This is a genomic window from Serratia sp. G204Y, from assembly GCF_051172435.1.
Taxonomy (GTDB): domain Bacteria; phylum Pseudomonadota; class Gammaproteobacteria; order Enterobacterales; family Enterobacteriaceae; genus Serratia; species Serratia sarumanii.
Map to the genome: position 1 here is coordinate 1,485,551 of NZ_JBPIZA010000001.1, position 24,340 is coordinate 1,509,890.

Consider the following 24,340-nt stretch of genomic DNA (forward strand, 5'->3'; position numbering starts at 1 on the left):
CGATGAGAGGTTAAGCATGCCCGTCATTCGTCATCAACAAGGAGCTTCCGATGAAACTGTTCTATAAAGCCGGCGCCTGTTCGCTGTCCCCGCATATCGTGCTGCGTGAGGCAGGGCTGGATTTTACGGCGGAGAAGGTCGATCTGGCGCAGAAGAAGACCGAGAGCGGCGCCGATTACCTCGCCATCAACCCCAAGGGACAGGTACCGGCGCTGCTGCTGGATGACGGCAGCCTGCTGACAGAAGGCGTGGCGATCGTGCAATACCTGGCGGACCGCGTGCCCGATCGCAACCTGATCCCGGCGGCGGGCACCCTGTCGCGCTACCACGCGATCGAATGGCTGAACTACATCGCCACCGAACTGCACAAAGGGTTCAGCCCGCTGTTCAACCCGAAAACGCCCGAGGAATACCAAACCATCGCGCGCGCCAAGCTGGAGCAGCAGTTCAGCTATCTGGATTCGGTGCTGGCGAAGCAGCACTTCCTGTTGGGAAGCCGTTTCAGCGTAGCCGACGCCTACCTGTTCACCGTGTTGCGTTGGGCGTTCGCCCTGCAGTTCGACGTGCGCAAGCACGCCCATCTGGCGGCCTGGTTCGATCGCGTTGCGGCGCGCCCGGCGGTAGATGCGGCGCTGAACGCCGAAGGATTGAAGTAAAGTTTCAGCCCCGGCGGCTGTCGCCGGGGCTCGATGCACTTACAGCTTTACCGCTTTGAATTCGCTGAGCGGCTGCACGATCCGATCCTGCGCCGCCACCACCTGCAGTTCGTATTCGCCCATCTCCTGCGTGGTCAGCATCACCTCATACACGGCGGCGGTCACGTGCTCCAGCGCTTTGTCCAGCGCCTCGCCCTTCAGCAGATCCACCAGCAGCAGACCGCTGGTCAAATCACCGACGCCAACCGGTTGACGCGCGCCGAAGTCCACCAGCGGCCGGCTGATGTGCCAGGCCTCGTCCGCCGTCACCAGCAGCATTTCGAAGCAGTCGGCGTGATAGCCGGCGCGGGCCAGGTGCTTGACCAGCACCAGCCGCGGCCCCTTGGCGATCAGCACGCGGGCGGCCTGCACCGCGTCGGCCACGTTGGCGACGGCCATCTGGCTCAGCATCTCCAACTCCAGCAGGTTCGGCGCCACCATGTCGCTGCACGGCAGCGCCTGGCGGCAGTGAAACTCGGCCACGCCCGGCGCCACGATGCAGCCCTTTTCCGGATGCCCCATCACCGGATCGCAGAAATACCAGGCGTTCGGGTTCGCCTGCTTAACCTGACGCACGATCTCCAGAATATGATCGCCCTGCTCCGGCGAACCGATATAACCGCTCAGCACCGCATCACAGCGTTGCAGCTGCTCGATATTGGCAATACCCTGCGCGATCTCGGTCAGGTGGCTGGCAGGCATGACGCAGCCGGTCCACTGGCCGTATTGCGTATGGTTGGAGAACTGCACCGTGTTCAGCGGCCAGACATTGACGCCCATGCGGCGCATCGGGAATTCAGCCGCACTGTTGCCGGCGTGACCAAACACCACGTGCGACTGGATAGAAAGAATGTTTTTCATCGGAACAACTGACCTCGCCATGCCGTGTGCATCAGCCCGCGGCGAAATGATAATGGGTGCACGACGCTAAAACGTCATGCCGGCGCTGTTAAAAACAAGAAATGAGAGGGATTTTTATGCTTTCGACGGCGGCATATTGTAGCGAAAAGTCCGATCCAAAAAAAGCCGCGAGCCTGCAGCCATGGCTTCGACAGAGAGAAAAACCCGATCCACGCCAAGATATTTACGATAGTGGACTGCCACTAAAGGGTTGCCCCAGTATCGAGCCTTTCGCCGCAGTGCTTTTACACAGAGGACAACCGCATTTTCGGCAGAAACAGAATTTCCTCATATTTCGCCGCATTGCAATAACCCGGTTTTGAACTGTACTTGTTGATGCTTATTTCTATGTCAACACAGGGGTTAACATGAGTTTATTGTCGTCACAACAGGATGTGGCCATCCTTTTTTACGCCACGCTCGGTAAAAAAGCCGATAGCGCCGCCTTGAACTTCTTTGCCCGCCAGCTGGAATCGGGGCAGTACAGCAGAGATCAACTGGCAGAAAAATTCATCCAGTCTCAGGATGGACATCATCGCTACGATGGCCTGACAACATCGCAAAAAATTCAATACATCTATAAAAATACGACAGGCGCGGATCCAGCGCCCGCAGTGCTGGCCACGCTGGTCGCGCAAGCCAATGCAGGAAAAACGCTGGGGCTGATAACCAAGGATCTCATCGCCGGCGTGAAAAGCTATATGGGCGACGCTGCGGCACCGGTCGCACAGCAACAGCATCTGTTTGATATTATTGATACAACCTTACACCCCGCTTTGTCCCCCTATCCCGCCAACGCCGAAGCGGCAGCCGATATTCAAGCTCTGTTTTACATCGTAGGCAGCCTTGCGGTGGCGGAAGGCGTCAATTACTGGAGCCAGGTTCTGGCGACGGGAAAAGCCGACGCCAGCTATATCGCCGGCCGTTTCGTCGAGACGCGCAGCGCGTTGACCACGTTAAGTAATGAAGACTTCGTCAAAACCGTCTATAAAAATACGTTCGGCGTTGATGCAGGCGCAAGCGAGCTCGCCAATTACGTCACCGGGTTGAATAATCATACCGAAACGCGCGGCGACGTCATCATGCGTCTGATCGCCGATATTCGTAACGACACTGCCCATGGCGCAGCCAAACAGGCTTTTCTTAATGCTACCCATGTCTACGCTGCGGGTGAGATGGCTGCGACCCACTATCAGGAAAGCGTAGCGCTGCTCTTTCTGCAACTCGGGAAAAAGGCCACGCTGGAATCAACCGGGTTGGACAGTTACAGCAAATTCCTCGCCGCGGGAAATTCCGAGCTTGATCTGCTGACCATTCTGGCTAAATCCTCCCCCTTCAAAGATGCCGCAGACTTCGCCAGGGTTTATCACGAACTGTATTACGGCCCGGCGCTGAGCGAACTGCAAAAACAGGCAATTCTGCTCAAAGCCGGCAATAATCCGCTGCAGGCGACGCTGAATATTTTGCATGCGTTCCGCAACGGGGAAGCGCCGCTGGAGGGCGGAGTCAGCCCCAGTCACGAGCAACTCGTCAATCTCGAATACAAAATTGGCAGCGAGCTGGGGTATCAGATCCGTGGCAACGTCACGATGTCGAATGCCGACGGCGCCCTCAACGGCAGCCTGAATACCGGTAAGCAACATACGTTAAGTCATGCGGAAATCAGCCAACTGCGCGAGATCACTCTTAACGCGGAGGTCGGCTCCGCGGTCGATCTCAGCTTTGCCAAATCGTTGCAAAAAGTCACGCTGCAGGGCGATTTTGCCACCAATGACGCAATGCTACAGTCGCTGAGAAACCTGAATATCACTCTCATTCTTAGCGAGGGCAATCTGCTGAACACCCCCGAAGGGATTAACTTTACCAACGTTAAGAACAGCACCGTCGTCGCCGACCGGCTCGATATGACGACGGCGGCCACGCAAATCAATCTGGCCGCCGGGAAACATCAGCTTGTCTGGCAAGGCAATGCCACCGCCGACAGCGGCAATAGGGTCAGCAGTGATTTCAAAGCGACGGCGCTTAATAGCGATCCCGAGACATCTTACTACAGTGTCTCAGCCAATTTTTTCACCAAGGTCGTCCACCTGACGGCCAGCGCCGGCGGTGGCTATGATGCTGAAATCACAAATAACGTTAATCAGTTCCTGTACTTCAACTATGTAGATTTGACCCATTATCGCGGTACCGGAGAGATTTATCTTAACGGGCAGCGGGTCGCCACCGAAGGCAACAAGGTCTTTGACTTTGGGTTGTTCACGCAAGAAGCCACCGTCTCCCATCCGATTTACGGCAACATCAACTCGCTAAAACAAGGCGAAATGGCGCAGCCCAATGCTTCGCAAAACGCTACGGGATCGGCTGGGGGGGTAATTACGGCCTACTCCGGAGATTTAACGCTGCTCAACGTCAGCAGCGGGCAATTTACCCTCGGCGGCGACTTGACCGCGAAAAGCCGTATCCATATCAGCGATACGGCGCAAAGCGACGACAGCTTTAAATTGTTCTTTACCGATGCGGCTAGCCATACGGTAACCAACCTCAATATGGGTACTTTCAGCTTTACATCGAACCATAAAGAAACGCTCGAAATCCGTATGGGCAGCAATCTCGACATTGTGCAAAATCGCACGTTGACCCTGAGCGGCGGGGACAACTCGATTAGCACGTTGATGCTGAGCGGCTATATGTACACAGGCGATAAACCGCTGGTGCTTAATCTGACCGTCGCCGCAGATTTTAGCGATAACCTGAAGACCATCATAGGCAGCGAATTTACCGATGAACGCCGTTATTACTCCGACATGAAGCTGTACCTCGTCGCAGAAAAAGGCGGCACCGGCGGCGGCGCTTTCTACAACACGCTAAACACGCTGGCCAATAAAGACGATTTCGCCCATGTCATTGCCGAACTTGCCGGCGACCAGTTAACGGTCGACCGCACCGGATTGACCGTCTATAAAGCCGACGTTAAGGGCAACACGACGCTGGATAGCGCCGGTGCGTTACATTTTACCGATAGCAAAATAGACAATATGGTCACGCTCAATACCGGCTATGCCAACAGCGTCATATCCGTGGGAGAAACCGATAACCCATGGGTTTTCTCCAAGACAGGAGACAAGACCGCAACCTTGTACGGCAGCGCCACTACCCAAGCTGAGTTACAAAATGCGTTCAGTGGCCTGAATGCGACGGACAATGCCCAAGCGCTGTTCTCGCAGGTTCTGGCGAAGATGACCAACGGCGCCAGCGCCAACAACCTGGCGGAAGTCGGATTGCTAAAGTTGGACAAATCGCTCTATGTCATCGTGGATAACAATCATAACCAAACGTTTGACGCCGATGATGTGGTGTTCTCGATCGGCAATCAGGATCCCTATCTGGCTGCCGTCTCTCTGCACTACCACTCGCCAGCCATTACCGTGAACGGTGTTGCGGCCGAAAACTCGCTGCCGGAGGCGTTTGCCTAATCTTCATCCGCGCCATGTGATAAAAAAAGCCCGGGGATCTCCCCGGGCTTTTCACGTCATATAGGCTGCCTGACGCTTACTGCCAATCCACCAGGCAGTAGTGTTTCTTGCCGCGGCGCAGCAGCGTGTAGCGGCCGAACAGACGGTCCGCATCGCTGAAGCGGTATTCGGCATCCGATTGTTTCTCGCCGTTGATGGTCACCGCGTTGGAGCCGATCATGGTGCGCGCCTGGCCGCGTGACGGCACCAGTTCGGCATTCACCAGCGCCTGCTGCAGATCGGCGTCGCGCTCCAGTTTAATGGTCGGCATGCCGTCCTGTGCCAGCTGGGCGAAGTCCGCTTCGGTCATGTCGTGCAGCGCGCCGGAGAACAGGCTCTGAGTGATGCGCTTGGCGGCCGCCAGGCCTTCCGCACCGTGCACCATGCCGGTCACTTCTTCCGCCAGCACGTACTGGGCCCGCGGCGCCTTGCCGCTGTTCTTGTCTTCTTCCTCCAGCGCGTTGATGTCTTCCAGGCTCATGAAGGTGAAGAACTTCAGGAAACGGTAAACGTCGGCGTCGGCGGTGTTGATCCAGAACTGGTAGAACTTGTACGGGCTGGTTTTTTCCGGCGCCAGCCAGACCGCGCCGCCTTCGGTTTTACCGAACTTGGTGCCGTCTGCTTTGGTGATCAACGGCACGGTCAGGCCGAACACCTGCTTCTGGTGCTGACGACGCGTCAGATCGATGCCTGAGGTGATGTTGCCCCACTGATCGGAACCGCCGATCTGCAGCTCCACCTGGTGGCGGTTATACAGCTCGGAGAAATCATAGCCCTGCAGCAGGTTATAAGAGAACTCGGTGAAGGAGATGCCGGAGTCGTCGCGATTCAGGCGCTGCTTGACCGCTTCCTTGTTGATCATCTGGTTGACGGAGAAGTGCTTGCCGATGTCACGCAGGAAGGTCAGCACGTTCATGCCGCCGAACCAGTCGTAGTTGTTGGCCGCGATAGCGCTGTTGCTGCCGCAGTCGAAATCGAGGAACGGGGAAACCTGCTTGCGGATCTTCTCGACCCACTCGTTCACCGTATCGGTGGTGTTCAGCTTGCGTTCCGCCGCTTTGAAGCTCGGATCGCCGATGAGGCCGGTGGCGCCGCCCACCAATGCTACCGGCTTGTGGCCGGCCAGCTGGAAGCGCTTCAGGCACAACAGAGGAACCAGATGGCCCAAATGCAAGCTGTCAGCGGTCGGATCGAAACCGCAATACAGTGCAATTGGCCCTTGCGCCAGTCGCTCCGCTAACGCTTCCTCATCCGTAACCTGGGCAACGAGGCCCCGCTCTTGCAGTTGTTTAATCAAGTTGCTGCTTGCCATCAATGACTCCATGTATAAACGAATGCACCTTTGCCGGTACACGGCCTTTCGCCCAGTGGCGAAATAAAAATTCAGGGTAGCGCATAGAATAAAGCGCCGGCGGCGTCAGCACCAGCGCTTAGAGGGGATTTTCCGTCTTCAGGGTGCCAGTCGGTCAATTTTCCAGTCATTCCCGTCCCGCTGATACAGGAAACGGTCATGCAGGCGATGGGCGCCGCCCTGCCAGAACTCGACGGAGTCAAATTTCACGCGGAATCCGCCCCAGAAACTCGGCAACGGCACCTCGCCCTGCTGGAACTTCTGCTTCAGCTCAAGGAATTTGCTTTCCAGCACGCCGCGCGCGGAAATGCGCGACGACTGCTGCGACACCCAGGCGCCGATCTGGCTGTCTTTCGGCCGGCTGTTGAAATACTTCAGCACTTCGAGGGTCGACAGGCGCTCCGCCTGGCCGAGGAAAATCACCTGGCGATCGAGCATGTGCCAGGGGAACAGCAGGCTGATATGCGGGTTGTGCGCCAGCTGCTGCGCCTTGCGGCTGCCGAGGTTGGTGTAGAACACCAGCCCCTGCTCATCGAAATGCTTCAGCAGCACGATGCGTTGATAAGGCTGGCCGTGTTCGTCGACGGTCGCGACGCACATGGCGGTGGGATCGGCCAGGCGCGCGTCGCAGGCCTGTTTCAACCAACGCTCGAACAGTTCGAGCGGGTTGGCGGTAAGATCGTTGCGGCGCAGGCCGCCTCGGGTGTATTCACGGCGCAGGTCCGCAACATCAAACTCACTCTTTTCAATCATCTGGGTTATCGACCAACTGAAAAAATCCGTCGTTACATTCTGCGCCTGCGGCGTCAGGAACTCAATCGCTCCGACGCCGCCGTCGACCTTCACTCCGTCAACACGCAGTCGCTCATGACTACCTTGCCGTTGCGCTCAAGATAGGCGTTACGGTCTTTCGACCAAAAAGTGTATTTGCCGTCGCTGTATTTGGCGCCGGTCAGCGCCAGCACCTGCTTGAGATGCAGCTGTTCGCCGTCCATCAGCAGGCTGACTTCGCTCGCCTTGCCGTCAAGCGCCACCGTCAGCGGCGTGGTGCCGCACTGGTAGTGCATCGTCTGGCTGCTTTGCGGCAGGATGTAGCTGCAGCCGGACAGCGCCAGCGCGCCGGCGACGAAAATGACTTTTTTCATGCTGTTGCTCCTTAGAAAAATCCTTCACAGGCTATCCTAACAGAGCTAACGGGCCCCCAATGGCAAAACCGGATAAATCCCACCCAACACCGTTTCACGGCTGGCGCCGGTCACCGAAGGCAGATTGCCGGCCTGGCCGGACAGCGTGCGGAAGGCCAGCCAGGCAAAGGCCAGCGCCTCCATGTCGTCGCCGCTGACGCCAAAATCGTCGGTCAGCCCGACCTCCGTGCCCGGCAGCAGCGCCGACAGGCGCGCCATCAGCAGCGTGTTGCGCGCCCCGCCTCCGCAGACCAACAGGCGCTCGCACCCGCCGGCCAGCAATACCTGCTCGCTGATGCTGACAGCGGTCAGCTCCGTGAGCGTGGCCTGCACGTCGACCGGCGCAATCGCCGGCAATCCGGCCAGCTGCCGCTCCAGCCAGGCGATATTGAAATACTCGCGGCCGGTGCTTTTCGGCGCCGGCAGCGCGAAGTACGGATCCGCCAGCATCTGCTGCAACAGCGGCAAGCAGACTCGCCCCTGCATCGCCCAGCCGCCGTCCTGATCGTAAGGCTGCGCGTGGTGGCGCCATACCCAGGCGTCCATCAGCATGTTGCCCGGCCCGGTATCGAAACCGCGCACCGGCGTACCGGGCAACAGCAGAGAAAGGTTGGCGATGCCGCCGACGTTCAGCACCATGCGCCGCTCGACGGGATGCCCCAGCAGCGCCTGATGGAACGCCGGCACCAGCGGCGCGCCCTGCCCGCCGTAGGCCATGTCGCGCCGGCGGAAATCGCCGACGGTGGTGATATCGGTCAGCGCGGCGATGCGGTTGTTATCACCGAGCTGCATCGAGAAACGCGCGTCACCCTCCGGTTCGTGCCACACCGTCTGGCCGTGGCACCCGATGGCGGTGATCTGTTCTGCGTCGATGCCGGTTTGCTTCAGCAGGCCGAGCACCGCCTCGCCGAACAACGTGCCCAGTCGCGCGTCCAGCCGGCCGACGGCGGCCAGCGTGGTTTGCTGCCCCTGGCACATGCCCAGGATCTCTTTTTTCAACGCCATCGGCATCGGATGGCTATAGCTGGCCTGCTGCGCCACCATGCGATCGTCGATCGCGGCCAATACCACATCGATTCCGTCCAGACTGGTGCCGGACATGACGCCTATATAGCGGCCTGACTTCATAGCAACATCCTCTAACCCGCGCGGTAAGCAAAATTCATCCTGACAAATAAACCAGAATTGCCGGATTAACGCCATGAATTATGATGCTTTTTTTACGGTTCGTGAGCCAGATGCCCCCCGACGCCGCTGTGGCACGGGTTATGTGTTAAACCGTGCCATAACAGGCGACGGAATGTCGCCAAGGCTGTCATAAAGGTAAACCGCGGTTTATTATTGGTTGAACAGAGAAAAGTTAAGCTGCATGCAGCGATGAAGCATGGCGGTGTGTCAACTTTCAGCCATACTTTGTCTATCGTTTTCACTGAATCTTGCCTGGAGAGCATTGCCAGGTTATGGACTACTACCATCAGGAGTTTTGTATGATCAAGCGTCTTCTCGTCGTTGCCGTCGCCGCCGTTACGCTGGCCGGCTGTGCCAATGAATCCATGTCCGGTGATGTCTACTCGTCCTCGCAGGCCAAGCAGGTGCAGACCGTCACCTACGGGACGCTGGTTTCCGTGCGTCCGGTTAAAATTCAGGGCGGCGAAGGCTCCAACGCCATGGGGATGATCGGCGGCGCGGTGATTGGCGGGCTGTTGGGCAACACCGTTGGCGGCGGCACCGGTCGTACGCTGGCTACCGCGGCGGGCGCTATCGCCGGCGGCGCGGCAGGTAACAGCATCGGTGAAGTGGCCGGCCGTACCTCCGGCTACGAGCTGGAGATCAAAACCGACCAGAAAGAGAACATCGTGGTGGTGCAGAAAGCGGGCGACACCAAGTTCAGCCCTGGCCAGCGCGTGCGCATGGCGCGCATGGGCGACACCATCACCGTCTCTCCGCTGTAAGCCAGCCGGCGACAAGCGGCAAACCGGAGGCAATCGCCTCCGGTTTTATTTCTGATGCTGTGAAACTGTAATCGTAGAAAATAAGAATATTATTATTTGTTCTGCAGTTCGGTGATATTTTGTTCTAACTTGCCAATCAGCCCTACCAACAGATGCACTTCGTCGGCGGTAATGCCGCTTAAAATCTCACTGCGCGTAGACGTGATCACACTGTCCACTTCCCTGATGATCGGATCGGCCGCTTCGGTCAGCTTGATGCGCTTCGCGCGGCGATCGTTGGCACAGGTGTGACGCGTGATCAGCCCTTTCTCCTCCAGTTGGTCCAGCGTACGGACCAGTGACGGTTGCTCGATACCGATCGCCTTGGCCAGCTGGATTTGCGACTGCTCCGGCGGCAAGCGATTGATATTGTGCAACGTGACCCAATGCGTTTGGGTCAGCTCCAACGGCTTGAGCCGATGATCGATGAGCGCGCGCCACACACGAACTAATCGTGCTAAATCTGAACCTAATGTTGACTCCACTTCCCCCTCCTTATAATTAGCATGCTAACATTACCTCCCAGAGCTTAGACTATTTTGGGTAACTCACATTAAAAACACAAATGTATATAATGTATATTGTGGAAATAGCCACTATTTTTAGCCGCTATTGTTTAATCGTTATGCAAATATTCAACATATTCACCCTTAGGGATTGTTAATGTGAATACATCATGGTTACACACCTCATCTCCCTTGCCCGATTTGGTCCTGGGAGCATCGCTTTATTTTCCACCTATATTTAAAGCTTTTTTACTAGGACTGCTCTTATGGCTGCTGATTCATCAGCTGCTGAGAGACTGGATGTATTCCGGTGAAATCTGGCATCCCATGTTGATGGACCTGTCCATTTTCGTTCTGACCGTCAGCGGTTCCTTATGGATTTTAGCGAGTTGGTAACCCATGCAGCATAAAACATTAAAATACTTCTCTACGGTGATCGTCTGCGCCATTGCCGTCTGCGCCGGTTGGTGGCTCTGGAATTATTATATGCAATCCCCATGGACCCGTGATGGAAAAGTGCGCGCCGAACTCGTCAATATCACCCCTGAAGTCTCTGGAAGATTAGAGAAAATAAGCGCGAATGACAATCAGTTCGTACCTGCGGGAAGTCTGATTTTTACCCTCGACCCGGTGCCCTACCAGATTGCGCTGGACAATGCCGAGGCCGCGTTGGCAAAAGCGCAATCCGATCTGGCCAAAGCGGACCACGAGGCTGCCCGCCGCCGCGGTTTACCGCGTAACGTTATTTCCGCTGAAGATTTGGACGAGTCAAATTTAGCCGCGCAGGCAATGAAGGCCGCCTATAAAGCCGCCCTGGCCAATCTGGAACAGGCCAAATGGAATTTGAGCAAAACCAAAATTTACGCGCCAACCGACGGTTATATCACCAACCTGCAGGCGCGGGTCGGGAACTACGCCAACGCCGGTACGCCGCTGGTGGCGTTGGTGGATGTGCATTCGTTTTATGTGCTCGGTTATTTCGAAGAAACCAAGCTGAAGCATATAAAAGAAGGCAATAAAGCGGACATCGTTTTATATAACGGCAACACGCCGCTACAGGGGGAAGTAGAGAGCATCGGCCGCGCCATTTACGATCAGAGCGTTGACAGCAGCAACGATCTATTAATGGACGTAAAGCCTAATGTTCCTTGGGTGCGTTTGGCTCAGCGCGTGCCGGTACGGATAAAATTGCTCAACGTGCCCGTCGATTTGACGCTGGTCGCCGGCACCACCTGCACCATTTCGATTCATCAGCGGAACTAAAGTGTGAACCTGCCTTTTTTGGAGTGGAGCCGCACCCCCTGGGGTAAGGCGACCGGCGGCCAATGGCGCTATGCGCTGCGCAACTCACTGGCGATGTGTCTGGCGCTATGGGTAGCCTTCGTGCTCGAACTCGACGAACCCTATTGGGCGCTTACCTCCGCCGCGGTGGTAAGCTTCCCCACCATCGGCGGCGTGATCAGTAAAAGCATCGGCCGCATCTTCGGCAGCCTGGTGGGCGCCGCCGCGTCGGTGGCGATCGCCGGCCACTGCCTGAACGATCCCTGGCTGTTTACGCTGTTCATCGCCGCCTGGATCGGGCTGTGCACCTATGTCTCCAACCATTACCAAAACAACGTCTCTTACGCCTTCGCGCTGGCGGGCTATACCGCCGCCATCATCGCCTTCGGCACGGTCAACGTCACCGATACCCAGCAGATCTTCGATATCGCGCAGGCGCGGGTTTGCGAAGTGATCACCGGCATTCTGTGCGGCGGGTTGATGATGATGATCCTGCCCAGCACCTCGGACGGCGAAGCCCTGCTGACCTCGCTGCGGCGCATGCAGCTGCGCCTGCTGGAGCATGCCGCCATGCTGTGGCAGCCGGAGATCACCGCGCAGATGCGCACCTCGCACGAAGGGGTCATCGGCCAGATCCTGACCATGAACCTGCTGCGCATTCAGGCATTCTGGAGCCACTACCGGCTGCGGCGGCAAAATAACCTGCTCAACTATCTGCTGCACCAACAGCTGCGCATGACCAGCGTTATCTCCAGCCTGCGCCGCATGCTGCTGAACTGGCCGGATCGCCCCGCCAATCTGATGCCGGTGCTGACACAACTGCTGGACGAGTTGCGCGATCCCGCCACCGACAAATACCGTTTGGCGCGCCTGCTTCAGCAGATCGCCCCGCAAGAGGCTACGGACTACCGCCATCGCGCCTTCTGGCTGCGGCTGCGCGATTTCTGTTGGCTTTACCTGCGCTGCAACCGCTGGCTGCGGCGGTTGGAAAGCGCCACGGCGGTCAGCGATCTCCAACCGCCGCGCGTCACTTCGCTGGCGCGCCATACCGACAGCTACGAAGCCGCCTACAACGGCCTGCGCACCTTTTTGTGCATCGTGATCGGCTGCGCCTACTGGATCAACACGCAGTGGGACGCCGGCAGCGCGGCGCTGACGCTCACCGCCATCAGCTGCGTGCTCTACTCTTCCACGCCTTCGCCGATCAACAGCGTCAGCACCTTGCTCAAGGCGGTGCTGCTGCTCTCGGTCGCCTGCTTCGTGGTGAAATTCGGTTTGATGATCCAGATTGACGACTTCTGGGTGTTCTGCGCCTTCCTGTTCCCGATCCTGGTGACCATGCAGATGCTCAAGCTGCAGAATCCGCCTTATGCCGCGCTCTGGGGGCAGCTGATCGTCTTTATGGGCTCGTTCCTGACCGTCAGCAATCCGCCGAGCTATGACTACCAGTCCTTTATCAATGACAACATCGCTAAAATCGTCGGCGTGCTGCTGGCCGGGCTGGCGTTTCAGATCCTGCGCCCCAGTTCGGACAAACGCAAAAGCCGCCGCATTATCCGCGCGCTGCGGCGCGACTTTATCGATCAGCTGAGCAAACGGCCGCAGCAGAGCGAAAGCCAGTTCGAATCGCTGATCTACCATCGCATCAGCCAGCTTAATCAAAGTCAGGATCAGGACGCTCGCACCTGGCTGCTGCGCTGGGGCGTGGTGCTGCTCAACTGCAGCCATATCGTCTGGCAACTGCGCGACTGGCAAACCCGTTCCGATCCGCTCTCGGCGGTGCGCAACGTCTGTATCCACTGCCTGCGCGGCATCATGACGGAGAAAGGCGTGCAGCACAGTTCGCTGGACGCCACGCTGCAGGAGTTGCTGCGCATGAGCAACGCGCTGGCGCACCACCCGGAACAGGCGGCGCGCGATCTGGCCGGCCTGATCTGGCGGCTCTACTGCTCGCTGCAGCAGTTGCAACAGGCGATGGGCCAGCCCACCGCCGTACCGGCCGTTAGCGGCGGATAATCATTTGATCACACCGCAGGCGAAGCGTTCTCCGCCGCCGCCGAGCGGTTGTGGATGATCCGAATGGTTGTCGCCGCCGGCGTGCACCATCAGCGCTTTACCCTCAATGTCGCTGATTTTTTTCAGCCGCGGCGCCAACACCGGATAGTTCGCCATGCCGTCGGCGGTCACATAGATGGCCGGAAGGTCACCCAGGTGCCCGTCGGCATACGGCCCGAGGTGTTTTCCGGTCTTTTGCGGGTCGAAATGTCCGCCGGCCGCCAGCGCCGCCACCGCTTTGCCGTCCTTCATGCCCGGCTCGCAGCTGCCTTTCTCATGCACGTGGAAGCCGTGTACCCCGGCCGGCAATGCTTTCAGGCTCGGCGTGAACAGCAGGCCATACGGCGTTTCGCTGATGGCCACCTTGCCGATGTCCTGACCGATCCCCTGCCCGGTCACCAGGTGCATCTCGACGTCGGTTGTCGCCGCCTGAGCCGCACCACACGCCATCAGGCCGAGCGCTGCATACCAATAACGTTTCATCAATCAGTCTCCTTAATGACTATATCGAGCTATCAGTATAGGAGAGCCTGCGCCGGCACTGTTAACCAACGCACAATCTCGCTAATTTGATTCGCGGGCCTAATATTTAACACTAATAATAATTCTACCGATGTTGGTCCTCTGACCAGCTGTCGTTCGGCTAACGTTGTTTCCCTGTTTCCACCGCCGACGCATGTGAGTCCACTTACAGGCCCGCGGCATACTTCATAAGGAACTGATATGGGCATCTTTAGCTATAAGGATCTGGACGAAAAGGCGTCGAAAGCGCTATTTTCCGACGCCTTGGCCATCTCTACCTACGCTTACCACAATATCGATAACGGCTTCGATGAAGGCTATCACCAGACCGGTTTCGGCCTGGGCCTGCCGCTGACGCTGGTCACTGCGCTGATCGGCAGCACCCAATCGCAGGGCGGCCTGCCCGGCATTCCCTGGAATCCCGATTCCGAACAGGCAGCGCAGCAGGCGGTGAATAACGCCGGCTGGTCGGTGATCAGCGCCGCACAGCTGGGTTACGCCGGCAAAACCGATGCGCGCGGCACCTACTACGGCGAGACCGCCGGTTACACCACCGCTCAGGCCGAGGTGCTGGGCAAATATGACAGCGAAGGCAATCTCACCGCCATTGGCATCTCATTTCGCGGCACCAGCGGCCCGCGCGAGTCGTTGATCGGCGATACCATCGGCGATGTGATTAACGATCTGCTGGCCGGCTTCGGGCCGAAAGGCTACGCCGACGGCTACACGCTGAAGGCCTTCGGCCAGTTGCTGGGCGACGTGGCGAAGTTCGCGCAGGCGCACGGGCTGAGCGGCGAGGACGTGGTGGTCAGCGGCCACAGCCTCGGCGGGCTGGCGGTCAACAGCATGGCGGCGCAGAGCGACGCCAACTGGGGCGGCTTCTACGCGCAGTCCAACTATGTCGCCTTCGCCTCGCCGACCCAGTACGAAGCCGGCGGCAAGGTGATCAACATCGGCTACGAGAACGATCCGGTGTTCCGCGCGCTCGACGGCACCACGCTGACCGGGGCGTCGTTAGGCGTACACGATGCGCCCCATGCCTCCGCCACCAACAATATCGTCAACTTCAACGACCACTACGCGTCGGACGCCTGGAACCTGCTGCCATTTTCCATTCTCAACATTCCGACCTGGCTGTCGCACCTGCCGTTCTTCTATCAGGACGGCCTGATGCGGGTGCTGAACTCCGAGTTTTATTCGCTGACCGACAAAGACTCGACCATCATCGTCTCCAACCTGTCGAACGTGACGCGCGGCAATACCTGGGTGGAAGACCTGAACCGCAACGCGGAAACGCACAGCGGGCCGACGTTTATCATCGGCAGCGACGGCAATGATCTGATCAAGGGCGGCAAAGGCAACGACTATCTCGAGGGGCGCGACGGCGACGATATCTTCCGCGATGCAGGCGGCTACAACCTGATCGCCGGCGGCAAAGGCCACAATATCTTCGATACCCAACAGGCGTTGAAAAACACCGAGATCGCCTACGACGGCAACACGCTTTACCTGCGCGACGCCAAAGGCGGCATTACGCTGGCGGACGACATCAGCACCCTGCGCAGCAAAGAAACCTCGTGGCTTATCTTCAACAAACAGGTGGACCATCAGGTGACCGCCGCCGGATTGAAATCGGACTCTGGCCTCAAAGCCTATGCCGCCGCCACCGCCGGCGGCGACGGCGATGACGTCCTGCAGGCTCGCAGCCACGACGCCTGGCTATTCGGCAACGCCGGCAACGACACCCTTAACGGCCACGCCGGCGGCAACCTGACCTTCGTCGGCGGCAGCGGCGATGACATCCTGAAGGGCGTTGGCAACGGCAATACCTTCCTGTTCAGCGGTGACTTTGGCCGCGATCAGCTGTATGGCTTCAACGCCACCGATAAGCTGGTGTTTGTCGGCACCGAAGGCGCCAGCGGGAATATCCGCGACTACGCCACGCAGCAAAACGACGATCTGGTGCTGGCCTTCGGCCACAGCCAGGTCACGCTGATCGGCGTCTCGCTCGATCACTTCAACACCGATCAGGTGGTGTTGGCCTAAAGATCGACGTAAAAAAGCCGGGTGCTTTCGCCGCCCGGCTTTGCTCTTTTTTACTCCGCCTTAAGGCACGTCATACCCCAGCGCCGCCTTGCGAATGCGGAACCACTGCTGGCGGTTCAGCACCAGTTTCTGCGCCTTCAGCGCCGAACGCACCCGCTCAATCTTGCCGGAACCGATAATCGGCAGCGGCGACGACGGCAAGCGCATCACCCAGGCGTACACCACCTGCTCGATGGTCTCGGCGCCGATTTCTTGCGCCACCCGCTGCAGCTCGTCGCGCAGCGGCTGGAACTCGGCGTCGTTGAACAGGCGCCCGCCGCCCAGGCAGGACCAGGCCATCGGCTTGATGCGCAGTTGCTGGCACTGGTCGAGCGTGCCGTCGAGAATAGCCGGTTGGTGAATCGGCGAGATCTCCACCTGATTGGTCGCCAGCGAGAACGGCAGGCGCGACTGCAGCAGCTGGAACTGCGCGGGCGTAAAGTTGGAGACGCCGAAATGGCGCACCTTGCCGCTTTTGTGCAGCGCAACAAAGGCTTCGGCCACGTCGTCGGCGTCCATCAACGGATCCGGCCGGTGGATCAGCAGCAGATCGAGGTAGTCGGTATGCAGATGGCGGAGCGACTGCTCCGCGCTCTGTACGATATGGTCGCGGTCGGTGATGTAGTGGCCGATCGGGTTACCGGGCTTGGCGGTGGTGGCGATGCCGCATTTGCTCACCAGCTCCAGCGACTGGCGCAGCGCCGGCTTCAGGCGCAGCGCGTCGCCGAACGCCTGTTCGCAGGCATAGCCGCCATAGATATCGGCGTGATCGGCGGTGGTGACGCCCAGTTCGACATGCTGTTCGATGAACGTCAGCAGCTGCTGCGGCGACATGCCCCACTCCATCAACCGCCAGTAACCGCAAATCATGCGGGAAAATTCAGGCCCCTGCGGCGCGAGACGAATACGTTCTACCATTGCGAAAACCTCATGACATTAGTTGCCAGTCAGCATACACAAGCCGGTGAGGCACAGGGAAGCGGTAAGCCACACGAACGTGCGGCAGATCAGGAAAGGTTAAAACAGCGACGGCTGCTCCGGCAGCGGCTCGTCGGGCGCTTTATTGGCGCGCTGCAGGCGCAGGAAGCGCTGACGGCACAGGCGCAGCACCTCGCGCTTTTGCGCGTCGCTCATGTTCATCCAGCCAAAACGCTCCTCGCGGCTGCGCAGGCAGCCACGGCAGAATCCGCGATCGTCGGCCTGGCAAATGCCGCGACACGGGCTGGGAATGTCGAAAAACTCAAGCTGCTGCGCCACGGGGCTCCTCCTGCGTTCTCTTGCTAATTGAAGACGCCATCGCCGCCGCTGGCAAGTCCCTTTTCGCCATTGCGGCGAAAATAGTCGCGCAAATAGCGCAGCGCCTGGCGGCTTTTCTCCGGCGCGTTGCGCTCGAGCGTCAGCGCATGCAGCCGCAGCGGCGCCGGCCGCCACTCAGGCAACAGCAGCAACAGCTCGCCGCGCTGAAGCTCGTCGCCAATTTCATACAGCGGCTGAACGGAAATGCCCAGCCCGGCGCGGGTAAAGGCGCGCATCACGTTCATGCTCTCGCTGACGATCTGCCCTTCCGCCAGCCGCAGCTTAACCTGCTGGCCGGACTGGTGCAGCAAGTCCAGATGGGCCCCGCTGTAGCCGCTGGAGATCCAGCGGTGCTGCACCAAATCCTGCGGCTTTTCCGGCACTCCATGCTGGCTGAGATAACGCGGCGCGGCGCACAGCACCATCGGCCACGCCGTCAGCGGATGCGCGATCATATTGGCGTCCGCCAGTTGACGGTTGGCCCGCAGCGCGATGTCGACCCGCTGCTCTATCATATCGACGATGCGATCGTCCGCCAGCACCCGCAGCGTCAGCTTGGGGTGCGCCTGCAACAGCGGCGCCAGCGCCTCCGCAAGCGATCGGCCGCCGATGCCGACCGGGGTGGCGATGCGCAGCTCGCCCACCAGCGTATCCCGCAATTCCGCCAGCCGCTGCTCCGCCTGCTGCGCCTGTTGCAGCATCGCCTCGCAGCCGGGGTAAAACGCCGCCCCGGCCTCGGTCAGCGCCAGACGGCGGGTGGAGCGATGCAGCAACGGCACCCCAAGCGCCTTCTCCAGCGAGCGCATGTGCTGGCTGACCGCCGACGGCGTCATGCCCAGCCGCCGCGCCGCGCCGGCCAGCGATCCCTCCGCCACCACGGTGGCGAATACCGCCATTCGATTGAGTTTATCCACGATTATGAAGTTTTACTTAATCAAGAAAGCATGAATATGGCACTAATCACGGCTATTGTTAAGGACTAGAGTAAACACCACGCAGCAGGCACATCGGCCTGCGTCACGATACTGAACCTATCCCCGAAGGAGCATGCAGATGAAAGTAGCCATTATTGGAGCAACCGGTTTTGTTGGCCGCCGCGTGGTGGATGAAGCGCTGGCTCGCGGTATTCAGGTGACGGCAATCGCCCGCCAGAAAAAAGATTTGCCGGAGCACGCCAACCTGACCGTCGCGCTGGGCGACGTTGCCGATACCGCCTGGCTGGCGGGGCAATTGCGCGGTCAGGATGCGGCGATCAGCGCCTACAACCCCGGCTGGGGCGAAGACAACCTGTATGAGAAAACCACCCGAGGTACCCAACAGATCCTCACCGCGGTCGAACAGGCCGGCGTCAAGCGCCTGCTGGTGGTCGGCGGCGCCGGCAGCCTGGAAGTGGCGCCCGGCGTTGAACTGGTGGATACGCCGCAGTTCCCGGAAAATATCCGCCCCGGCGCGCAGGCGGTGCGCGATCTGCGCAACAAACTGCGCAATGAATCGGCGCTCGACTGGACCTATCTCTCGCCGGCCGCCCTGCTGGAGCCGGGCAAACGCACCGGCCAGTTCCGCCTCGGCACCACGCAACTGCTGATGAACGGCGAAGCGCCGGCCAGCATTTCGGTAGAAGACCTGGCGGTCGCTATCGTTGACGAAATTGAAAAGCCTCAGTTTATTCGCGCGCAATTCACCGCCGCCTACTAAACCGCCCCACCGCCAGGCCGCCCGGCCTGGCGTTTTCCGCGCAGGCTCCGCCGCCAATATTCTGAGTTTCTAAGGTTTCCTTAAGTTTCATCCGGTAGATTTCAAAGCATTATCTACTTTCAGGATCCCGATTCGGCAATGTGGTTACGTCAACGCTTACGGTGCAACAGCCTCGGTTTTACCCTCGCCACCGCCCTGTTCTTCACTCTGTTTCAAAACGCGTTATTCCTGCATCGCGCCTGGTCGTATATCACCTTCGATAGCGTCCACAGCGTGATTTTCGCTGCCAGCATGCCGGTGGTGATCTTCTGTGCGCTGAATATCATCTTCAGCGTGTTGACCGTGCCCTACCTGCGCAAGCCGCTGATCATCTTTTTCTTGCTCGGCAGCGCCGCAGCCAACTATTTCATGTTCAGCTATGGTGTGGTGATCGACGGCAACATGATGCAAAACGCCTTCGAAACCAACCCTCAGGAGGCGACGGCGCTGCTGACGCCGCGCATGGGATTGTGGCTGGCGCTGCTCGGCATTCTGCCGGCGGTAGCGGTCTGCTTCACCCAGATTCGCCAGACTCGCCCCTGGTGGTACATGGTTGGACTGCGCGCCGCCAACGTCATGCTGTCGCTGGCGGTGATCCTGATCGTCGCCGCGCTGTTCTACAAAGACTATGCTTCGCTGATCCGCAACAATAAAAGCGTGGTGAAGATGTTGACCCCTTCCAACTTCGTCGCCGGCACCATCAAGTTTACCGAACAGCGTTACTTCACCCGCAATCTGCCGCTGGTCAAGATCGGCGAGGACGCGCGCAAAGGGCCGCTGATCGCCGGGCAGGCCAAGAAAACGCTGGTGATCCTGGTGGTGGGCGAAACCGCCCGCGCCGAAAACTTCTCCCTCGGCGGCTATCAACGCGAAACCAACCCGCGCCTGAAGCAGGACAACGTGGTCTACTTCAAGAACGCCAGTTCCTGCGGCACCGAAACGGCGATCTCCGTGCCCTGCATGTTCTCCAACATGCCGCGCAAGGAGTACGACGCGACTCAGGCGGCGCACCAGGAGGGGATGCTCGACGTGCTGGCGCATGCCGGCGTCAGCGTGCTGTGGCGCGATAACGACGGCGGCTGCAAAGGCGCCTGCGACCGGGTGCCGCACATCGACATGACCAAGCTGAAACTGCCGCAGGACTGCGACGGCGAGGTTTGCATGGACAACGCGCTGCTGTACAAGCTGAACGACTATATCAATGGCCTGAAAGACGACGGCGTGATCGTGCTGCACCAGATGGGCAGCCACGGCCCGGCTTACTACCGCCGCAGCACGCCAGAATTCCAGACATTTTCGCCGACCTGCAACAGCAATCAGATCCAGGATTGCAGCCATGAACAGCTGGTGAACACCTATGACAACTCCATCCTGTATACCGACGCGATGCTCGATGCCACCATCAAGCTGCTGCGGCAGTATGACGACCGGTTCAATACCGCGCTGGTCTATTTGTCCGATCACGGCGAATCGCTGGGGGAAAACGGCATGTATCTGCACGGCACGCCCTATGTCTTCGCGCCGAGCCAGCAGACGCACGTGCCTTTTCTGATGTGGATGTCGGCCGACTATCAGCGCAATTTCGGCATCGATCGCCAGTGCCTGAACGCGCTGGCGGAAAAGGGCGACGTGTCGCAGGACAACCTGTTCCACACCCTATTGGGCATGCTGAACGTACAGACCCGCGAATATCAATCCCGGCTGGATATCCTGCAGCGTTGCCGCAACGCGGCGTAAGGGCTTAACTTCCGCGTGCCGCTGGGGCACAATAGTTTGCAGACAACCGGCGTTTTGTGCGCCGGTTTTTTTATTCCCATTGACCTAGACCAATCGGTCTATTATGCTCGGCACCATGATGACCAAATCAACGCATTGCAACGTGGACACACGTGAACATCTGCTCGCCACCGGCGAAACCCTCAGCCTGCGCCTGGGCTTTACCGGCATGGGGCTGAGCGAACTGCTGGCCACTGCGGGCGTGCCGAAAGGCTCGTTCTACCACTATTTTCGCTCGAAGGAAGCCTTCGGCGAAGCGATGCTGCAACGCTATTTCGCCCATTATGACGCACAAATGCAGGCGCTGTTTGCCGACAGGCGCGGCGATGCCCGCCACCAGCTGCTCGGCTATTACGCTCAGGCCATCAGCTACCACTGCCGCAGCGAATGCCACAACGCCTGCCTGGCGGTGAAGCTTTCCGCCGAGGTGAGCGATCTGTCGGAACCGATGCGTCATGCGCTGGAAACGGGCACCGCTCGCGTGATCGGCCACCTGCAGGAGGCCATCGAGCGCGGTATCGCCGAGGGCTCGCTGTCGGTGGCCATGAGCCCCGCGGCGACCGCAGAAACGCTGTATTCACTGTGGCTCGGTGCCTCGCTGCGCGCCAAGATCCGCCACTCGCTGGCGCCTCTGACCAGCGCGCTGGAAAGCATCGAGTTGCTGCTGCGCCCGCCGCAAGCGTAACGGTAACAATTTCTTTTTATTGAAAATGCAGTTCGTGGTTTTTTTATCGCCCATTACTAGACGACCGGTCTATTAAATACAGGATGCACTATGAAGACTGAAAAATTGCTCTCTCCGCTGAAGGTTGGCGCCATCACCCTGCCCAACCGCGTGTTTATGGCTCCGCTGACGCGTTTGCGCAGCATCGAGCCAGGCGACATTCCTACGCCGCTGATGGCGGAATATTATGCACAGCGCGCCAGCGCCGGCCTGATCGTGACCGAAGCGACCCAGGTTTCCTTCCAGGCGAAAGGCTACGCCGGCGCGCCGGGGTTACATACGCCGGAGCAGATCGCCGCATGGAAAAACATCACGCAGGCAGTGCATGACAACAACGGCCATATTGCCGTGCAGCTGTGGCACGTAGGCCGCATCTCCCACGCCAGCCTGCAGCCGGGCGGGCAAGCACCGGTCGCCCCTTCGGCAATCAACGCCGAAACTCGCACCACCGTGCGTGATGAAACCGGCGCCTGGGTGCGCGTGCCGACCTCCACGCCGCGTGCGCTCGAAACCAGCGAGATCCCGGGCATCGTCAACGATTTCCGCCAGGCGACCGCCAACGCGCGGGAAGCCGGCTTCGACTTCATCGAACTGCATGCTGCGCACGGCTATTTGCTGCATCAATTCATGTCACCGGCTTCCAACCAACGTACCGATCAATACGGCGGCAGCATCGAGAATCGCACTCGCCTGACGCTGGAAGTGGTCGACGCCACCATCGCCGAATGGGGTTCCGAGCACATCGGCATCCGCATCTCGCCGCTGGGGCCGTTCAACGGGCTGGACAACGGTGAAGATCAGGAAGAAGCGGCGCTGTATCTGGTGGAAGAGCTGAATAAGCGCAACATCGCTTACCTGCACATCTCCGAGCCGGACTGGGCCGGCGGCAAACCGTACTCCGACGCCTTCCGCGACTCGGTGCGCGCCCACTTTAACGGGGTGATCGTCGGCGCCGGCGCCTACACCGCCGAGAAAGCCGAAGCGTTGATCGAAAAAGGCTTCATCGACGCGGTGGCCTTCGGCCGCAGCTACATCGCCAACCCGGATCTGGTAGAGCGTTTCCGTCAGCACGCTCCGCTGAACGAACCTAAGCCGGAAACCTTCTACGGCGGCGGCGCCGAAGGCTATACCGACTATCCGTTTCTGGCGAAGTAACCCTTCCTGACCCCAACGGCCACGCAATCGCATGGCCGTTTTTTTGTGCGCCGCGCGCAAAAAGGCCCGCACGAGGCGGGCCGGTGTTCCCTGGTGTTGTTCTCTATTGCCGTTCAATTTTTACACGATTGCCGCTGGAATAGATAATTGATTGTGCAGATCAATTACTCTGTATCGATCGGTACGCTCGATCAATATTTAGACAGCGCTGACGGAAAACTAATACGTGACATCGTCACGCACTCGTCACGTTGAATTCCCTTGCGGGACAAGGCTATACTCGCTTGTGCTTCAATCCACCCGCCGTCTGCCACGGCACAGCCAATTCAGAGGAATTATGCGCTTACTCCATACCATGATCCGCGTCGGTGATCTGCAACGCGCCATCGACTTCTACACCAAGGTATTAGGCATGCGCCTGCTGCGCACCAGCGAAAACCCGGAGTACAAATACTCCCTGGCTTTCGTCGGCTATACGGAAGAGAGCGAAGGCGCAGTTATCGAACTGACCTATAACTGGGGCACCGACAGCTACGACATGGGCACCGCCTTCGGCCACCTGGCGCTGGGCGTGGACGACGTTGCCGCCACCTGCGACAGCATCCGCCGCGCAGGCGGCAAGGTCACCCGCGAAGCCGGCCCGGTGAAAGGCGGCACTACGGTCATCGCCTTCGTCGAGGATCCGGACGGCTACAAAATCGAGCTGATCGAAAACAAACACGCCGGTCAGGGCCTCGGCCACTAAGCCTCCCCTTCAGGGCGCGCTGCGCCCTGCTGATTCTCCGCGCGATAGCGCCTGCAACCGGGCGCAAAATTTGCCATAATGCGCGCTGCATTCGATGAAGATAAGAAACTGATGGCCGAAAAAAGTGATCTTAACGCCCTGAGTGGTCGTTTTCGTGGGTTTTATCCCGTAGTAATAGATGTTGAAACTGCCGGCTTTAACGCCAATACCGATGCGTTGCTGGAGATCGCCGCCGTCACGCTGAAAATGGATGAAGATGGCTGGCTGCAGCGGGACGAGACCCTGCACTTCCACGTGGAGCCTTTCGAGGGCGCCAACCTGCAGCCGGAAGCGCTGGCGTTTAACGGCATCGATCCGCACAACCCGCTGCGCGGCGCGGTCAGCGAATATGACGCGCTGCACGCCATTTTCAAAGCGGTGCGCAAAGGGCTCAAGGATCGCGGTTGCAACCGGGCCATTATCGTGGCGCACAACGCCAACTTCGATCATAGCTTCCTGATGGCCGCGGCCGAACGCGCCGGCCTGAAGCGCAACCCGTTCCATCCGTTCGCTACCTTCGACACCGCCGCGCTGAGCGGCCTGGTACTGGGCCAAACGGTGTTGGCGAAGGCCTGTATCGCGGCCGGTATGCCGTTCGACAGCAGCCAGGCGCACTCTGCGCTGTACGACACCGAGCAAACCGCCCTGCTGTTTTGCGAGCTGGTTAACCGCTGGAAACGTCTCGGCGGTTGGCCGCTGCCCGCCGGCGATCTCGCCGAATAAGCCCAACGAAAAAGGCGGCCCAGTTTGCACTGGCGCCGCCCGTTACGCGATAACCGCAAGCCCGTC

The 24,340-nt window shown here is 59.2% G+C and carries 23 protein-coding genes; 13 read left to right on the forward strand and 10 right to left on the reverse strand.

The features are described from left to right. Positions 1-50 precede the first annotated feature (50 nt). Positions 51-656: a glutathione transferase GstA gene (gene gstA / locus ACSBQQ_RS07135; protein ID WP_033638396.1), complete on the forward strand. Its 606-nt coding sequence runs from the start codon at positions 51-53 to the stop codon at positions 654-656. 39 nt (positions 657-695) lie between these two features. Here gstA and pdxY read toward each other — a convergent pair whose 3' ends face one another. Continuing rightward, positions 696-1,556, reverse strand: coding sequence for a pyridoxal kinase PdxY (pdxY, locus tag ACSBQQ_RS07140; RefSeq protein WP_060420856.1), 861 nt, complete (start codon positions 1,554-1,556; stop codon positions 696-698). 407 nt (positions 1,557-1,963) lie between these two features. On the opposite strand from pdxY, the gene ACSBQQ_RS07145 reads away from it, so the two are divergent. Then, positions 1,964-5,068 carry a DUF4214 domain-containing protein gene (locus tag ACSBQQ_RS07145; protein ID WP_049213016.1) on the forward strand — a complete coding sequence of 1,035 codons (3,105 nt, stop codon included), beginning with the start codon at positions 1,964-1,966 and terminating at the stop codon, positions 5,066-5,068. 76 nt (positions 5,069-5,144) lie between these two features. Here ACSBQQ_RS07145 and tyrS read toward each other — a convergent pair whose 3' ends face one another. The 4 genes from tyrS to anmK form a co-directional block, all read right to left on the reverse strand. After that, positions 5,145-6,419, reverse strand: a complete 1,275-nt coding sequence (tyrS, locus tag ACSBQQ_RS07150; protein ID WP_033648189.1) for a tyrosine--tRNA ligase — start codon at positions 6,417-6,419, stop codon at positions 5,145-5,147. 138 nt (positions 6,420-6,557) lie between these two features. Then, a complete protein-coding gene (pdxH, locus tag ACSBQQ_RS07155; RefSeq protein ID WP_033648477.1) occupies positions 6,558-7,211 on the reverse strand; it encodes a pyridoxamine 5'-phosphate oxidase in 654 nt (217 codons plus the stop codon). Between the two features lie 89 nt (positions 7,212-7,300). Next, positions 7,301-7,603 carry an MliC family protein gene (locus ACSBQQ_RS07160; protein WP_004931294.1) on the reverse strand — a complete coding sequence of 101 codons (303 nt, stop codon included), beginning with the start codon at positions 7,601-7,603 and terminating at the stop codon, positions 7,301-7,303. Positions 7,604-7,648: 45 nt separating this feature from the next. Further along, on the reverse strand, positions 7,649-8,770 hold the full coding sequence (anmK, locus tag ACSBQQ_RS07165; RefSeq protein WP_060428181.1) for an anhydro-N-acetylmuramic acid kinase: 1,122 nt from the start codon (positions 8,768-8,770) through the stop codon (positions 7,649-7,651). Positions 8,771-9,129: 359 nt separating this feature from the next. Between anmK and ACSBQQ_RS07170 the strand changes: the two genes are divergently transcribed. Next, on the forward strand, positions 9,130-9,594 hold the full coding sequence (locus tag ACSBQQ_RS07170) for a glycine zipper 2TM domain-containing protein (protein ID WP_028128178.1): 465 nt from the start codon (positions 9,130-9,132) through the stop codon (positions 9,592-9,594). A 92-nt stretch (positions 9,595-9,686) separates the two neighbouring features. Here ACSBQQ_RS07170 and slyA read toward each other — a convergent pair whose 3' ends face one another. Continuing rightward, positions 9,687-10,118, reverse strand: a complete 432-nt coding sequence (gene slyA, locus ACSBQQ_RS07175) for a transcriptional regulator SlyA (protein ID WP_004931301.1) — start codon at positions 10,116-10,118, stop codon at positions 9,687-9,689. Positions 10,119-10,298: 180 nt separating this feature from the next. On the opposite strand from slyA, the gene ACSBQQ_RS07180 reads away from it, so the two are divergent. From ACSBQQ_RS07180 to ACSBQQ_RS07190, 3 genes are read left to right on the forward strand one after another with little or no spacing between them, the layout of a single operon-like run. Further along, entirely contained in the window at positions 10,299-10,535 is a 237-nt protein-coding gene (locus ACSBQQ_RS07180) for a DUF1656 domain-containing protein (protein WP_049234481.1), read from the forward strand. Positions 10,536-10,538: 3 nt separating this feature from the next. Beyond that, the gene (locus tag ACSBQQ_RS07185; protein WP_060418493.1) at positions 10,539-11,402 is read left to right on the forward strand and encodes an efflux RND transporter periplasmic adaptor subunit; all 864 of its coding nucleotides are present in this window, start codon (positions 10,539-10,541) and stop codon (positions 11,400-11,402) included. 3 nt (positions 11,403-11,405) lie between these two features. Next, positions 11,406-13,436: an FUSC family protein gene (locus ACSBQQ_RS07190; RefSeq protein WP_060425714.1), complete on the forward strand. Its 2,031-nt coding sequence runs from the start codon at positions 11,406-11,408 to the stop codon at positions 13,434-13,436. On the opposite strand, the gene sodC is transcribed toward ACSBQQ_RS07190, so the two are convergent. Further along, on the reverse strand, positions 13,437-13,958 hold the full coding sequence (sodC, locus tag ACSBQQ_RS07195) for a superoxide dismutase family protein (protein WP_033648185.1): 522 nt from the start codon (positions 13,956-13,958) through the stop codon (positions 13,437-13,439). A 240-nt stretch (positions 13,959-14,198) separates the two neighbouring features. On the opposite strand from sodC, the gene ACSBQQ_RS07200 reads away from it, so the two are divergent. Then, positions 14,199-16,043: a polyurethane esterase gene (locus ACSBQQ_RS07200; RefSeq protein WP_086556912.1), complete on the forward strand. Its 1,845-nt coding sequence runs from the start codon at positions 14,199-14,201 to the stop codon at positions 16,041-16,043. 60 nt (positions 16,044-16,103) lie between these two features. On the opposite strand, the gene ACSBQQ_RS07205 is transcribed toward ACSBQQ_RS07200, so the two are convergent. The 3 genes from ACSBQQ_RS07205 to ACSBQQ_RS07215 all read right to left on the reverse strand — a co-directional run bounded on the left by ACSBQQ_RS07205 (position 16,104) and on the right by ACSBQQ_RS07215 (position 18,292). After that, positions 16,104-17,000, reverse strand: a complete 897-nt coding sequence (locus ACSBQQ_RS07205; protein WP_033638383.1) for an aldo/keto reductase — start codon at positions 16,998-17,000, stop codon at positions 16,104-16,106. A gap of 99 nt (positions 17,001-17,099) precedes the next feature. Then, on the reverse strand, positions 17,100-17,339 hold the full coding sequence (locus tag ACSBQQ_RS07210) for a DUF1289 domain-containing protein (RefSeq protein WP_015377731.1): 240 nt from the start codon (positions 17,337-17,339) through the stop codon (positions 17,100-17,102). A gap of 23 nt (positions 17,340-17,362) precedes the next feature. Then, positions 17,363-18,292 (reverse strand): LysR substrate-binding domain-containing protein, encoded by a 930-nt coding sequence (locus ACSBQQ_RS07215; protein ID WP_195903455.1) that lies wholly within the window; start codon positions 18,290-18,292, stop codon positions 17,363-17,365. A 139-nt stretch (positions 18,293-18,431) separates the two neighbouring features. On the opposite strand from ACSBQQ_RS07215, the gene ACSBQQ_RS07220 reads away from it, so the two are divergent. The 6 genes from ACSBQQ_RS07220 to rnt all read left to right on the forward strand — a co-directional run bounded on the left by ACSBQQ_RS07220 (position 18,432) and on the right by rnt (position 24,274). Further along, positions 18,432-19,073, forward strand: a complete 642-nt coding sequence (locus ACSBQQ_RS07220; RefSeq protein ID WP_060428187.1) for an NAD(P)-dependent oxidoreductase — start codon at positions 18,432-18,434, stop codon at positions 19,071-19,073. 138 nt (positions 19,074-19,211) lie between these two features. Then, the gene (gene eptA, locus ACSBQQ_RS07225) at positions 19,212-20,849 is read left to right on the forward strand and encodes a phosphoethanolamine transferase EptA (protein ID WP_060425713.1); all 1,638 of its coding nucleotides are present in this window, start codon (positions 19,212-19,214) and stop codon (positions 20,847-20,849) included. 103 nt (positions 20,850-20,952) lie between these two features. After that, positions 20,953-21,573, forward strand: a complete 621-nt coding sequence (locus tag ACSBQQ_RS07230) for a TetR/AcrR family transcriptional regulator (protein WP_033648177.1) — start codon at positions 20,953-20,955, stop codon at positions 21,571-21,573. A gap of 90 nt (positions 21,574-21,663) precedes the next feature. Continuing rightward, the gene (locus tag ACSBQQ_RS07235; protein ID WP_033638377.1) at positions 21,664-22,767 is read left to right on the forward strand and encodes an alkene reductase; all 1,104 of its coding nucleotides are present in this window, start codon (positions 21,664-21,666) and stop codon (positions 22,765-22,767) included. A gap of 337 nt (positions 22,768-23,104) precedes the next feature. After that, a complete protein-coding gene (gene gloA / locus ACSBQQ_RS07240; RefSeq protein WP_004931325.1) occupies positions 23,105-23,512 on the forward strand; it encodes a lactoylglutathione lyase in 408 nt (135 codons plus the stop codon). A gap of 78 nt (positions 23,513-23,590) precedes the next feature. Further along, entirely contained in the window at positions 23,591-24,274 is a 684-nt protein-coding gene (gene rnt / locus ACSBQQ_RS07245; RefSeq protein WP_016927925.1) for a ribonuclease T, read from the forward strand. Positions 24,275-24,340 lie beyond the last annotated feature (66 nt).

Excerpts from the sequence above, each read along its gene's own strand:
- gstA (WP_033638396.1), top strand. The coding sequence starts at position 51 with ATGAAACTGTTCTATAAAGCCGGCGCCTGTTCGCTGTCCCCGCATATC.
- pdxY (WP_060420856.1), bottom strand. The coding sequence starts at position 1,556 with ATGAAAAACATTCTTTCTATCCAGTCGCACGTGGTGTTTGGTCACGCC.
- ACSBQQ_RS07145 (WP_049213016.1), top strand. The coding sequence starts at position 1,964 with ATGAGTTTATTGTCGTCACAACAGGATGTGGCCATCCTTTTTTACGCC.
- tyrS (WP_033648189.1), bottom strand. The coding sequence starts at position 6,419 with ATGGCAAGCAGCAACTTGATTAAACAACTGCAAGAGCGGGGCCTCGTT.
- pdxH (WP_033648477.1), bottom strand. The coding sequence starts at position 7,211 with ATGATTGAAAAGAGTGAGTTTGATGTTGCGGACCTGCGCCGTGAATAC.
- ACSBQQ_RS07160 (WP_004931294.1), bottom strand. The coding sequence starts at position 7,603 with ATGAAAAAAGTCATTTTCGTCGCCGGCGCGCTGGCGCTGTCCGGCTGC.
- anmK (WP_060428181.1), bottom strand. The coding sequence starts at position 8,770 with ATGAAGTCAGGCCGCTATATAGGCGTCATGTCCGGCACCAGTCTGGAC.
- ACSBQQ_RS07170 (WP_028128178.1), top strand. The coding sequence starts at position 9,130 with ATGATCAAGCGTCTTCTCGTCGTTGCCGTCGCCGCCGTTACGCTGGCC.
- ACSBQQ_RS07185 (WP_060418493.1), top strand. The coding sequence starts at position 10,539 with ATGCAGCATAAAACATTAAAATACTTCTCTACGGTGATCGTCTGCGCC.
- sodC (WP_033648185.1), bottom strand. The coding sequence starts at position 13,958 with ATGAAACGTTATTGGTATGCAGCGCTCGGCCTGATGGCGTGTGGTGCG.
- ACSBQQ_RS07200 (WP_086556912.1), top strand. The coding sequence starts at position 14,199 with ATGGGCATCTTTAGCTATAAGGATCTGGACGAAAAGGCGTCGAAAGCG.
- ACSBQQ_RS07205 (WP_033638383.1), bottom strand. The coding sequence starts at position 17,000 with ATGGTAGAACGTATTCGTCTCGCGCCGCAGGGGCCTGAATTTTCCCGC.
- ACSBQQ_RS07220 (WP_060428187.1), top strand. The coding sequence starts at position 18,432 with ATGAAAGTAGCCATTATTGGAGCAACCGGTTTTGTTGGCCGCCGCGTG.
- eptA (WP_060425713.1), top strand. The coding sequence starts at position 19,212 with ATGTGGTTACGTCAACGCTTACGGTGCAACAGCCTCGGTTTTACCCTC.
- ACSBQQ_RS07230 (WP_033648177.1), top strand. The coding sequence starts at position 20,953 with ATGCTCGGCACCATGATGACCAAATCAACGCATTGCAACGTGGACACA.
- ACSBQQ_RS07235 (WP_033638377.1), top strand. The coding sequence starts at position 21,664 with ATGAAGACTGAAAAATTGCTCTCTCCGCTGAAGGTTGGCGCCATCACC.
- gloA (WP_004931325.1), top strand. The coding sequence starts at position 23,105 with ATGCGCTTACTCCATACCATGATCCGCGTCGGTGATCTGCAACGCGCC.
- rnt (WP_016927925.1), top strand. The coding sequence starts at position 23,591 with ATGCGCGCTGCATTCGATGAAGATAAGAAACTGATGGCCGAAAAAAGT.